The sequence below is a fragment of the Bacillus sp. S71 genome (assembly GCF_016625265.1).
GTDB lineage: Bacteria > Bacillota > Bacilli > Bacillales > Bacillaceae_G > Bacillus_A > Bacillus_A cereus.
Genome location: NZ_JACVUW010000012.1, coordinates 22,809 through 35,278, shown reverse-complemented (window position 1 = coordinate 35,278; position 12,470 = coordinate 22,809). Strand labels below are relative to the sequence as shown.

Genomic DNA, 12,470 nt, shown 5'->3' with positions numbered 1-12,470 from the left:
TCTCCTTACTTATCACACACTATATATAACTCTCGGTAAGGAGGGTACACAGTGCAAACATATAACGACTATGATAAAGCTCTCTATTACACGTATTGCTGTAATTGGGATAAATTACTCGTTCTCATGGTTCAAACGAACGATCAATTATTTTCTAAGCGTATTGAGCATTTTTTACACGCTTATCAATACAGTAAAGAACTCCCAGAAGTTGATAAACAATTGCAGCTCCTATTTCAATATATTGACCACGCATCCCAAAAGTCGCATGTAGAAGAAGTAGAACAAATTCAAATGTAAACTATAGCGCTATTCTCTTCCGGAGAATGGCGCTTTTTTAAAATATTTATATCAATAAAAGTTTCTCCTTATAAAACTTTTATTGATAAACATATTTTTTCTTTCTTTTCCATACCACTTCATACTATAATTTAGTATGTAACTATTATAAGAGAGGTATAAAATATGGGACGAGAAAAAAAGCAAGAATATGCTTTACTTACCGCATGGGGAGCTTCTTTTATCGCTACACTAGGAAGTCTGTACTTTTCCGAAATCATGAAATTTGAGCCTTGTGTTCTTTGTTGGTATCAACGTATTTTTATGTATCCATTCGTTTTATGGCTCGGTATCGCTGTGGCAAAGAAAGACTATCGCATCGCAAATTATTCTTTACCAATCGCAACTATTGGTGCTTGTATTTCTTTATATCACTATGCAATTCAAAAAGTCGCAGCATTTTCAGCTGCTGGGGCAGCTTGTGGACGTGTACCATGTACGGGAGAATACATAAACTGGTTCGGCTTTGTGACAATCCCGTTTTTAGCACTTATCGGCTTTATTACAATCGCTGTTTGTAGCTTTATTGTCATCAAAAACAAATAAGGAGATGAAAGAATGAAAAAAATGCTTATATTTGGTGGTATTATTATCGCCTTGTTTGCGGCAATTTTCGCTGTAACACAAATGGAAGAAAAAAAAGCTTCAACTAGCCAAAAAATTGATAATGCTACTGGTAGTCAAACAGATGGTCCTGACTACTACACAAATAAAATCTCTCTTTCAGATCTTCAAAAGAATTTAAAAGAGAAAAAAGAAGAAACAGTATACTTTTATCAAACATCTTGCGTTCATTGCCAAAAATTATCTCCTGTCGTAGTGCCAATGGCTAAAGACTTGAACGTTGATATGAAAGTTATGGATATTGAAAAATTAGATGCTCCTTGGGATGAATATAAAATTCAAGGTACACCAACAATCATTCATTTTAAAGATGGCAAAGAAGTGAGCCGTATTAGTGGTGAACAGCCGAAAGACAAATTAAAAGAATGGCTTGAGCAAACGAAAAAGTAACGAGAAAAGGAAACTCCTTCTACACATGAAATGGGCGTAAAATCCCACACTAATGTATAAGGAGGGGGTTTTATGCCAGAAGTAAGATGTTCTGTTTCCAACTGTTCTTTTTGGGGACAAGGTAACTTTTGTCAAGCAAGTGCGATCATCGTTCAGCCTGATGCAGATGAAACTGGTCAAACTGAAAATGATTCATATACAGCTGCTGTTTTAACAAACGAGACGCTAGAAAGTTCTGTAGCAACGAGTGTAGAGACTTGTTGTCATACATTTAAGCCTAAATATTAAACATAAAAAGCATACGATTAATCGTATGCTTTTTTACATCCCTCTCCAAAAATCATGCATAATAAAAAAGTACAAAATAACGAGAACGGCCGTCCCGCATAGGGTAATGCGCCGATATATACTCTTCTCTCCTTCCCTCGCTTTCACAAACGCCCAAATAAATCCGAAGAACAATATTAAATCAACATATGGAACATAAAAAGAAAAGACGAGAAACGCATATAAATACACGATAAATAAACAGGTCGTTACTAAGAAAACTTTAAACGCAAATTCACTTTTCATAATATAACCGCCCCCTATCTGTACTGTATTATATTCAGCAAAATACAATAGTTGCAGTTAAACTCCAAGTATAAATAAGCTACCGTCTATAATACGGTAGCCATTACGGAACATTGTATTTCCGTTTATATATATTACTTAAAATCGAAGAAGGAATTTGCTCGTAACGAATTTTCTCTCCTGTTTCATCTATAATATACGAATTGTTTCCTATATAATATATTCCATCTTTTCGTTTTGAGTACACCGGATATCTTTCATTTGGCAATACAGTTTTTACCTTCGTTAACTGTCCATTTGGTTCTTGCCAATATATATCCGCGCGGTCTACTAACGTAAGTACTCCAATTTGTTCTTTTTCTATTTTTCGACCATTCCAGCTCACAACGCGATAACCAAGCTTATTCGCTTCATATTCAGGGCTCGTATGAAAACGAGAAATGATTACTTTTGTTTGTAATTGTACTCGGTCATATAACCATTGTATATCCCTGTCATGCATGCGAATACAGCCATTTGATTCCCTACTTCCAATCGTCCATTCCCGGTTTGTCCCATGAATCGCATATTCATTCTTATCTAGCCCAAGCCATCTCGTACCAAGAGGGTTATTCGGTGCACCCCCAGCTATTTTTTTTCGATGGTATTCTTTATTTTTAAATTTCGTTATAATACAAAAATTACCTTCAGGCGTAGGTGTACGATCTCTTCCAGTCGTTACTGGAAATGTTTTTGTGTAATTTCCATTCTCAAAAAAAGACAACTGGTTTGTCGTAAGATTAACTAGTATTAAATGATCTGTATCAGCAAAAGCACTAACCGGTAGGAAGAAAAATAATAGTAAGACGAAACATACCCTTTTCACCTATATCCCCCCTAGCGCTCACCATAATAATTGTAATTAGCTTTACTTTGCTCTTATAAATGAAAACTATCCATTTACAATAACGCCCCCATTTACATGTATCATTTGTCCGGTAACATAAGAAGAATCACCAGACGCTAAATATACGTATGCCGGCGCTAACTCATATGGTTGACCAGGCCGTTGCATCGGGACATTGCTTCCAAACTGAGAGACTTTCTTCTCATCAAAGCTCGATGGAATAAGCGGTGTCCAAATCGGTCCCGGTGCAACACCATTTACACGAATCCCTTTTTGCACTAATGATTGAGAAAGTGATCTTGTAAACGCTACAATTGCTCCTTTCGTTGCGGAATAATCAATTAAAGTTTCATTTCCTTCGTATGCAACGATAGACGCGGTATTTATAATGACATCCCCTTGCTTTAAATGAGAAAGTGCGGCTTTCGCAACGTGAAAATAAGAAAAAATATTAATACGAAAAGTCTTTTCTAGCTGTTCTGCTGTAATATACTCTAGTCCTTGCTGCGGATATTGCTGCGCGACATTATTTACTAAAACCTGTAAACTACCTAGCTGCTGGACGGTCTCTTGAACAACATCTTTACAATGCTGTTCATCACTTAAATCACCCGGCAACAATACACACTTTACACCTTCTTTCTCAACATATTGCTTCGTCTCATTAGCATCTTCTTCCTCATCTAAATAAGCAATCGCAATATTTGCTCCCTCTTTCGCAAAAGCGATGGAAACAGCTCGTCCAATCCCACTATCTCCCCCTGTAATTAATACATTCTTTCCTTTTAACTTTTCGCTACCTTTATAATTTGAATCTTCAAACTGCGGAAGTGGATTCATTAATGATTCAATACCAGGCTGTTTATTTTGATGTTGCGCTGGCATTGTTACAAAGTTTTTTTGCTGTGGCATAGCTTCTTTCAACTCCTTTTCCTTATAATGTGCATAATAAAAACTGAAATTCACACATCAAGTTACGATTAATATTCGAATTTAAGACACAAAATATGAATTGTTGTAAACTTTTTATACAAAACTATTGCAAAATAGTTAAAAAACGAATATTATATATAACTGTTGTGAAAATTATTCGTAAACAGAAAGGATGTTTATATGTTTAACCTTTCAAAACATAAAACTTCTATTAAAACTGAAATTATGGCAGGTATTATTACCTTCTTAACAATGGCATATATCATTGTCGTAAACCCAGTCATCCTTGGGGATGCAGGTGTTCCATTTGAACAAGCATTTACAGCAACAATTATCGCTGCTGTTGTCGGAACATTATTTATGGCAATCTTTACAAACTTACCAATCGCAATCGCGCCAGGTATGGGATTAAATGCTTACTTCTCTTACTCTGTTGTAAAAGCTCATGAAGGCATGACTTTCGCAATTGCATTCTCTGCTGTATTCGTAGCAGGTATGATTTTAATTTTGTTATCATTCACATCTTTCCGTACAAAATTAATGGAAGCAATTCCTGAAAACTTAAAACATGCAATTACTGCTGGTATCGGTCTTTTCATCGCCTTTATCGGTTTACGTTTAACAGGTATCGTTACAAAAAATGATGCAAACTTAGTTGGACTTGGTGATCTTCACTCTGCTCCAGTACTACTAGCATTAGCTGGACTTGGAATTACAATTGTCCTTATGTCTTTAAATGTAAATGGCGCACTATTTATCGGGATGCTATTAACTGGTATTATCGCTTTCTTCACGGGACAATTATCATTCTCAAACGGTGTTACATCAATGCCTGGTTTACCAGAAGGAATTATCGTTTCAAATCCAATTACTGCTGTATCTGACGTAATTAACTACGGATTATACGGCGTTGTATTCTCATTCTTCCTTGTTACACTATTCGATACAACAGGTACATTACTTGGCGTTGCACAACAAGGTGGATTTATGAAAGACGGAAAGCTTCCAAAAGCAGGACGAGCTCTTCTATCTGACTCATTCTCAGCAACTATTGGTTCTATGTTCGGAACGACACCATCAACAGCTTACATTGAATCATCTGCTGGTGTTGCAGCTGGTGGTCGTACTGGTTTAACAACTGTTACAGTAGCGGTTCTATTCGCACTAGCAGCATTCTTCGGCCCATTAGTAAGTGCTGTTTCTGGTGTATCAGCTATTACTGCACCATCATTAATTATCGTTGGTAGTCTTATGATGGGTTCAGTTCGCCACATCGATTGGGACGCATTTGATGAAGCATTCCCAGCATTCTTAGTAATCTTAAGCATGCCACTTACATCAAGTATCGCAACAGGTATCGCACTTGGATTTATTTCATACCCACTTATGAAAGTAGCAAAAGGTAAATTCCGTGCTGTTCACCCACTTGTATATGTATTTGGAATTTTGTTTGCTTATCAATTGATATTCTTACCACATTAAAATCCCTCTTCCTGAGGGATTTTTTTATAAATACTGTTTGACAATACCATTCGTTTGTGGAATAATTCAAAATAGTTAAATATCAGATGTCTTATCAAGAGCAGGTGGAGGGATGAGCCCTACGAAGCCCGGCAACCGACCCATTTATGGGCACGGTGCTAATTCTTACAACACATTGTGTTGAAAGATAAGAGTAATATGATAAGGCGTCTTTTCTATATGAAAAGGCGTTTTTTATTTTCACTCCCTCCTCTCTCTTTTTAGTTTAGGAGGGATTTTTTTATGAAAAAATTATGTTCCATCGTACTTATTTTTCTCTTATTTACATTAGCAGCTTGTACAAATGAACAAGATACTATCTCTTCACAAAAGCAACAAACTGTGAGAAAGGCGACTACAACGGTAGAAAATCAATTACAAACAGAAATTCCAAGCCAAATGAAGAAGCCATTAAAAATCGCATTAATTATGCAAATGTCCATCGGAACTTTTTCCTCTCAATATATTGAGGGTGTCAAAAAACAAGTTGAGCTATTTGGCGGCAGTGTACAAGTCTACAATTCTGATAACGATTTAGCAAAAATGGCTGCAAATTTAGATACTGCTATTAATTCAAAAGTGGATGGTATTTTAATTGATCATGGCCGTTCTGAAGCACTAAAACCTGGAGTAGAAAAAGCGTTACAAGCGAACATTCCCGTAGTTGCGTTCGATAACGATCTACGCTTGCCAGGTGTGACAATTATTGATCAAGATGACTATAGTCTTGCATGGAAATCATTAAAAACGTTAGCGGAAGATTTGAATGGACAAGGAAATATCGCAGTTGTATGGGTCGGCGGATTTGCTCCAATGGAACGTCGCAATGTTATCATTGATGCTTTTTATAAACGGTATCCAAATATAAAAGAAGTCGCAAGATTCGGTACTGCTAGTAATAACACGCCACTCGATACACAAACACAAGTAGAAGCTTTACTAAAGAAATATCCGAAAAAAGGCGATTTACAAGCTATTTTCGCTTCGTGGGATGAGTTTGCTAAAGGGACTGTTAAAGCACTTGAACAAGCTGGTCGTACAGATATAAAAGTATATGGCATTGACTTAAGTAATGAGGATTTACAACTCATGCAAAAAGAAAACTCACCTTGGACTGCTACAGCTGCAACTGATCCAGCTGAAGTAGGTAAGGTTCAAGTACGATTTTTATACAAAAAAATTGCTGGTGAACAAACGCCAGATATTTATTCACTAGAACCTTATTTAGTAAAGAAAAATAGTTTACCAAAAGAAAATATAACAATGGATCAGTTATCAAAATATATAAACGGTTGGGGAGACTCAAAAGATGCATATTCCCCTTGGATGAAAAAATTAGAGAAGGAGAAAAAATGATGACGTTCTCTCTTCAAAACATTACACATTCTTATCATGTCGCTACACCTGTTCTAGAAGATGTTTCTATTCATATTCAAAAAGGAAAAGTACACGCTTTACTAGGCATGAACGGTGCAGGAAAAAGTACTTTACTAAAAATAGCAACTGGTGAAATTCAACCAGTTGTTGGCGATATAAAAATTGATACTCAGTCTGTTTCCTTTACTTCACCGCGCGATGCAAAAAAGCATGGCATTTCTTTCGTAACACAAGAAGTAGATCACGGACTTATTCCCGGATTATCTGTATTAGAAAATGTACTAATCGATCATTTAGCAATGCAAAATAAAGTACTATTTTCAAAGTCCAAATTAGTCGCACTTGCTAAACAACATTTGCAAACTGTACAGGTAAATTTAAATGTTTCGGAAGATGTTTCAAACTGTTCATTACATGAAAAACAATTACTTCTTATCGCAAGAGCTTTATCTAACAATACAAATTACCTTTTATTAGATGAACCTACTTCTTCTCTTGGACCAAAAGAAGTTGAAACCTTTGGGAAACTATTAAAAGATTTAACATCAAAAGGAATTGGCATCCTTTTAGTTTCTCATCGTTTATCAGAGATTCGAAATTTCGCGGATGATGTAACTGTATTACATAACGGTCAAGTTGCCCTTTCTGAAACCATTACAACGATTACAGATCAACAAATTGTGGAAGCGATGACTGGAAAACAACTTACACTTCCTATTAATACCGCACCAAAAACCGGGAGCGAGGAACTATTTAAAGTACAAGAGCTTCTATTACACGAAGGTCATTCTCCCCTTTCTCTTACAATACGAAAAGGAGAAACTGTTGTGATATACGGATTAATTGGAAGTGGAAAAACAACACTTGCTGAAACGTTATTTGGTGCTCTTCATACTTATCACGCAGAAATAGACGGTCAAAAACTAACGATTAAAACACCACGAGATGCGATTAAAGCGAAAATCGCACTTGTACCAGAAGAAAGAAGAAAACAAGGCGTATTTCTTTCGGAAGATATTATAAGTCACACAAATTTACATCAATCAGGTTGGAAACGAAAACAAACCGAATTAAATGATGCTACTACAGCAATTTCTTCTTTCGGTATTTCACCAAATGACCCAAAGGCACTTATTCATTCACTTAGCGGTGGAAACCAACAAAAAGTCTCAATTGCAAAGTGGAGTGGATTCAAACCTAATCTATTTCTTTTAGACGAGCCAACTAAAGGTGTAGACATCGCTGCGAAACAAGACATTTTTCAATTCATTCGCAACATTACAGAAAACGGAAGTTCCGTAATTTATTTCACAGGAGAACAAGATGAAGCGTTGCATATCGCTGATCGCATTCTTATACTGGCAAACGGAGAATTTGTAGGTGAATACTTACCAAGCGAACTATCTCCTGAACAGCTTTTACATTTATCTGAAGGGAGCTATTCCATTGAATCTCGTTCATAAAACGAAAACTAAGAAACTATATTTACCTACTCATCTTTTTTATCAATTTAGTACAATTGCTATTATTATAGGTGTTACAATTTTTTTCTCTATCGTCAATGATTCTTTTTTAACATATAACAATATTAGTGATATTTTACGTTCTATTTCCATCGTAACGTTACTTGCAATCGGCGTTACCTTTACATTGATTGTAGATGGGTTTGATTTATCAGTCGGCTCCACCGCTAGTTTAGCAACAATTGCAGCTGCTTCTTGTCTCGTTTTATATCGACAAGAACTATTAGTCACACTCCTTGTTCCTATTCTTTGCGGGTTATTAGTTGGATTATTAAATGCACTACTCGTTATCCGAATTAAACTACCCGATTTACTAGCTACATTAAGTATCATGTATATCGTCAATGGACTACACTTAACATTTTCAAAAGGATCTTCAATTTATGAAGGAATGTCCGGTGCAACAGGACATTTTATTCCATCTTTTTTATTTATCGGTCAAGGTTCCGTCTTAGGAATTCCAGTCCCTGTCATTATCATGCTTACTGTCGTTTTAATTGCACATCTATTTTTAGAAAAAACAACGTACGGTCGTTTCTTTTATATGACTGGTGGGAATCGAGAAGCTGCTAGATTAGCCGGTATTCCTACTGATCGTTACCGTGTATATGCTTATATGATTAGTGGTTTACTAGCTTCTATTGGCGGCATTATTCTATGCAGCCGCGTTGGAACAGGACAAGTTTCAGCTGGTGCTCCATTATTAATGGATGCAGTCGCAGCTGCCTATATCGGTTACGCAATGTTCGGTGCCAAGAAACCAAATATAGTCGGAACATTCCTCGGCTCGGTATTAATTGGAATTATATTAAATGGACTCACAATGATGAACGTCCCTTATTATGCACAAGATATCATTAAAGGCAGCATTTTAATTACAGCTTTAGCCTTTTCATTTATTAAAAAGAAGCGTAAATAAAAAGTAGAGCATCGAATTCGATGCTCTCTTTTCCCTTTGCAACAATCACACGAAAGCCTCCACTATTCCTAAACTATGAAAAAGATAACAGCAATTAAAAATTATTAATATTTCTCATTCATCTGTAATTCTTTACTATACTTTTGAATGGAAACTGACGAAACAACCATTACCATTCCTACACTAAATCCAATAAGCTGATCCAGTAGCATCTCATCATGTATGAGCCAGCGAAGTAGAAATACCCCTCCAAAAATAAGCATTGCAGTAAATCCGGTATGCCTCAGTCCTTTATATACATTTTCCATATGTATCACCTCTTCACATAATATTATCCATATTATACCATACAACCATCAAGTAACCGTATCGTCCTCTGACAATATGCAGCTACCTTTTGATCATGTGTAACAACTAGCACTGTTTTTCCTTCTTTATTAATCTCTTGTAAAATACTCATAATTTTTTCCCCATTTTCTTGATCAAGAGCACCAGTCGGTTCATCAGCAAGTATAATTTTTGTATCTTGTGCTAAAGCCCTTGCTATTGCTGTTCTTTGCTGTTCTCCTCCTGATAACTCGTAAGGATATTTGTTAATATGCCTCTCAAGCTCTACCATTTTCAGCATTTCTTTTGATATTTGCATACGTTTCTTATGAGAAATTCTTCTATATACAAGTGGAAGCATTACATTTTCAATAATCGTATAATCATCGAGTAGCGAAAAGTTTTGAAACACAAATCCAACTTCCGTGTTTCTATACTTATGATAGTTTTGCTTTAATGTACTCGTATCCATTCCATCTAAAAAATACTTTCCAGCAGAGGGGCTATCGATTAAGCCAATAATGTTAAGGAGAGTAGACTTCCCCGAACCAGAGGGGCCCATAATGGCTATCATTTCGCCTTTTTCTATTGTAAGATTAATATCTTTTAAAGCACTAAAATTATTCTTTCCAAAGCCCTTAGCCACATTTGCGAGCTGAATCATCTATAACACCTCTTTCATATATGTATTTTTTATTTTTAGTACATTGAAATAAATGATTGCATATATAACGAGGATCATTACAAGTGATAAAGCACCTATAACAACCAATGATTCTATAGAGACTTTTAACGTTCCAAAGAAAGATACTATACTATTTTCTAGCCCTTTCTGAATTTCAATTACTCCGCTATTCTCCCATTGGAAATACGTAATTCCTATACATATCGATAAAATGAATAACAACATATACTCAATAATAAATGGAAGACATATTTGAAAAGTACTTGCACCTAACGCTGATTTAATAGAAATATTTTTACGCTCCATATAAAGTGCTGCCATTGATGTTAATACAATAGATAGAAATGAAAAAAATAAGACTGTACCGCTTAATAATAAGGGGTATGACATATTATCAATACCTTGTTTTTCATTTTCTAACAATTTATTCGGATTTGTAACATAATACGAATAACCCTTACCTTCTGTTACCTTTAATACTTTCTTTTGAAATTCATTTATATTTATCTTCTCATTTGTTTCTATAATTAACCCATTGTATAAAAGTTCTACACTATAGAACTCTATTTCTTCTGTTCCAATTGGTAAAATCGCCATGTCATCTAATAATGTAATACGATTATCCGATATTTCACCACTTCGAGGATATGTAAATGGTGAATTTTTTTCTAAAAAGCCAATTACTTTTAGCTTCATTTTTCCAGATAGTATAACATCACCAATAGATACCTTTTCTATATAATTAGCCCCTAATATAACAGGTCTAATATCAAATACTGATTTATGAAATTCCGATTCCTCAAAATATCTTCCTTGTGAAATTCGTATATGAAAGTACTTATTAATATCTTTATCAACAATAAGAGTCTTTATCGTTCCATTTTCTTTTTTTAAACTAAGTGAATAGTTACGGAACAAATAATTTGTTTTATTTGTTATTGGTATCGTATTAGATAACCCTTGCATGAAATGTTGATAATCACTTTTTGCTTTTTCTTCGCTAAACAATGTTATATCTTGCGTCGCATAAAGTTCATAGAAATTTTTATGAGTCGATAAATTATTTGCTACCGTCATCATTTTTCGATATCCCGAAAGATTACTAACAAATTCTATTGCTGAAGAAAATGCAATAATTAAAGAAATTACTATAATCAAACTTGGTAACAACCGTTTTTTCACAGACCGTATAGAATCAAATATAAAAAACATGAAGACCTCCTACGTTCTTAAATGTTTTCCGGGATATATATTTATAATGTGCTTGATTGGAATTACAGTAACAAACATTGTAAGAAAAATTATAAAAACAATATTACATACCAATACATATGGTGTTAACGGTTTTAATAAGTATGTCTGAAAATACGTATGAATTGTTCCAGAAAACATTTCTAACACCAGAAAAACCAACAGCATCGCCACTAGAGAAATAAACAAAATTTGAATATATAGTTCGCAGTAAATAGATATATTAGAAGCACCTACTGCTTTTTTTAATGAAATCTCTCTTTCTTTTTTATAAATCCAAAATAAAACCGCAGAAATGCCAGAAACAATTGCAACAAGAATGAATTTATAATAATACTTATTTGCTGGATCTATATGTGTCACATGTAGTTCCTGAAGATCTCGTTCATTCAGTATTTGAACATCTCCCGAAAGCACTTCTTTACTCCTATCCATAAACTTTTTTATTTCGTTATGAATAGATGATGTAGGATTAACAACTGTTAATTGTAATTGTTTACTCGCGATAATACCTTTTTTAGATATAGTAGGTAAGTTTTGAAGTGGAACGTATATACCTGCTACACCGACGTCACTGTCTTTTCTTGATATAGTTCCTATTTTTTTATATGTATCATCAAATTCATATAACTCCTCTACATTCGTTTGATCGCCAACAACCATATTGTTTACATTTTCACGATGAAAATATTGTCCTTCAGAAATATATGGCTTCCAATAATAATCATCTTTTAAGTTCACAGCTATAATCTTTGTTGCCCCTGAACTATTTAATGCTTTTAAATGCTCTACATAAATATCACTTTTAACAAAAATATCTTGTATGAAAGGAATTATCTCTTCCAATTCAGTTGCATTCGCTATCGGAACAGTTAAAATTTGATTCTTCTCTGGAAAACCGATTTGAAAAGCAGATATAAAGTTTCGTTTAGACTCTGTTAAAAGTGCGGCTATTGATATAGAAAGAAAAGAAATAAAAAATGACATAAGAAGAATGACTGAAAACAGTTTATTGCTTTTTATATTTTTAAAAGCTAGGTACATGTCTGTGCTCCTTTTAAATAAGAAGGAGATGATGAACATCCCCTTCTCCTTATCCAAGTATTTATAAAGACAACTGTT

The 12,470-nt window shown here is 34.7% G+C and carries 15 protein-coding genes and 1 riboswitch; of the genes, 8 read left to right on the top strand and 7 right to left on the bottom strand.

From position 1 onward, the window contains the following. Window positions 1–51 precede the first annotated feature (51 nt). From IBT51_RS21700 to IBT51_RS21685, 4 genes are all read left to right on the top strand, one after another. Entirely contained in the window at window positions 52–300 is a 249-nt protein-coding gene (locus IBT51_RS21700; protein WP_001195459.1) for a YhdB family protein, read from the top strand. A gap of 165 nt (window positions 301–465) precedes the next feature. After that, window positions 466–885, top strand: coding sequence for a disulfide formation protein C (locus IBT51_RS21695; RefSeq protein ID WP_000532261.1), 420 nt, complete (start codon window positions 466–468; stop codon window positions 883–885). Between the two features lie 12 nt (window positions 886–897). Then, the gene (locus IBT51_RS21690; protein ID WP_016082775.1) at window positions 898–1,353 is read left to right on the top strand and encodes a thioredoxin family protein; all 456 of its coding nucleotides are present in this window, start codon (window positions 898–900) and stop codon (window positions 1,351–1,353) included. A gap of 72 nt (window positions 1,354–1,425) precedes the next feature. Continuing rightward, window positions 1,426–1,641: a DUF1540 domain-containing protein gene (locus IBT51_RS21685; RefSeq protein WP_001115481.1), complete on the top strand. Its 216-nt coding sequence runs from the start codon at window positions 1,426–1,428 to the stop codon at window positions 1,639–1,641. 33 nt (window positions 1,642–1,674) lie between these two features. Here IBT51_RS21685 and IBT51_RS21680 read toward each other — a convergent pair whose 3' ends face one another. The 3 genes from IBT51_RS21680 to IBT51_RS21670 form a co-directional block, all read right to left on the bottom strand. Further along, window positions 1,675–1,926, bottom strand: coding sequence for a hypothetical protein (locus tag IBT51_RS21680; RefSeq protein WP_000834195.1), 252 nt, complete (start codon window positions 1,924–1,926; stop codon window positions 1,675–1,677). A 103-nt stretch (window positions 1,927–2,029) separates the two neighbouring features. Further along, the gene (locus IBT51_RS21675) at window positions 2,030–2,791 is read right to left on the bottom strand and encodes a L,D-transpeptidase (protein WP_088022326.1); all 762 of its coding nucleotides are present in this window, start codon (window positions 2,789–2,791) and stop codon (window positions 2,030–2,032) included. A 66-nt stretch (window positions 2,792–2,857) separates the two neighbouring features. Further along, a complete protein-coding gene (locus tag IBT51_RS21670; protein ID WP_053565202.1) occupies window positions 2,858–3,724 on the bottom strand; it encodes an SDR family oxidoreductase in 867 nt (288 codons plus the stop codon). Between the two features lie 201 nt (window positions 3,725–3,925). On the opposite strand from IBT51_RS21670, the gene IBT51_RS21665 reads away from it, so the two are divergent. The 4 genes from IBT51_RS21665 (at window position 3,926) to IBT51_RS21650 (ending at window position 9,085) form a co-directional block, all read left to right on the top strand. Continuing rightward, a complete protein-coding gene (locus IBT51_RS21665; RefSeq protein ID WP_000482713.1) occupies window positions 3,926–5,227 on the top strand; it encodes an NCS2 family permease in 1,302 nt (433 codons plus the stop codon). Window positions 5,228–5,315: 88 nt separating this feature from the next. Further along, a riboswitch (SAM riboswitch) is annotated at window positions 5,316–5,421 on the top strand. An 88-nt stretch (window positions 5,422–5,509) separates the two neighbouring features. Continuing rightward, window positions 5,510–6,622: a sugar ABC transporter substrate-binding protein gene (locus IBT51_RS21660; protein WP_000732065.1), complete on the top strand. Its 1,113-nt coding sequence runs from the start codon at window positions 5,510–5,512 to the stop codon at window positions 6,620–6,622. Continuing rightward, window positions 6,619–8,106 (top strand): sugar ABC transporter ATP-binding protein, encoded by a 1,488-nt coding sequence (locus IBT51_RS21655; protein WP_200458779.1) that lies wholly within the window; start codon window positions 6,619–6,621, stop codon window positions 8,104–8,106. Before IBT51_RS21660 ends, IBT51_RS21655 begins: the two co-directional genes overlap by 4 nt. After that, a complete protein-coding gene (locus tag IBT51_RS21650) occupies window positions 8,090–9,085 on the top strand; it encodes an ABC transporter permease (RefSeq protein WP_001054980.1) in 996 nt (331 codons plus the stop codon). Before IBT51_RS21655 ends, IBT51_RS21650 begins: the two co-directional genes overlap by 17 nt. Window positions 9,086–9,189: 104 nt before the next feature. Here IBT51_RS21650 and IBT51_RS21645 read toward each other — a convergent pair whose 3' ends face one another. Genes IBT51_RS21645 through IBT51_RS21630 form a run of 4 tightly spaced genes read right to left on the bottom strand, consistent with a single transcriptional unit; the run spans window position 9,190 to window position 12,392 of the window. Continuing rightward, entirely contained in the window at window positions 9,190–9,393 is a 204-nt protein-coding gene (locus tag IBT51_RS21645) for a hypothetical protein (RefSeq protein WP_000432815.1), read from the bottom strand. Window positions 9,394–9,425: 32 nt separating this feature from the next. After that, window positions 9,426–10,076: an ABC transporter ATP-binding protein gene (locus IBT51_RS21640; RefSeq protein ID WP_200458777.1), complete on the bottom strand. Its 651-nt coding sequence runs from the start codon at window positions 10,074–10,076 to the stop codon at window positions 9,426–9,428. Further along, the gene (locus tag IBT51_RS21635; protein ID WP_200458776.1) at window positions 10,077–11,309 is read right to left on the bottom strand and encodes an ABC transporter permease; all 1,233 of its coding nucleotides are present in this window, start codon (window positions 11,307–11,309) and stop codon (window positions 10,077–10,079) included. Between the two features lie 9 nt (window positions 11,310–11,318). Then, the gene (locus IBT51_RS21630) at window positions 11,319–12,392 is read right to left on the bottom strand and encodes an ABC transporter permease (RefSeq protein WP_200458775.1); all 1,074 of its coding nucleotides are present in this window, start codon (window positions 12,390–12,392) and stop codon (window positions 11,319–11,321) included. Between the last annotated feature and the right edge of the window lie 78 nt (window positions 12,393–12,470).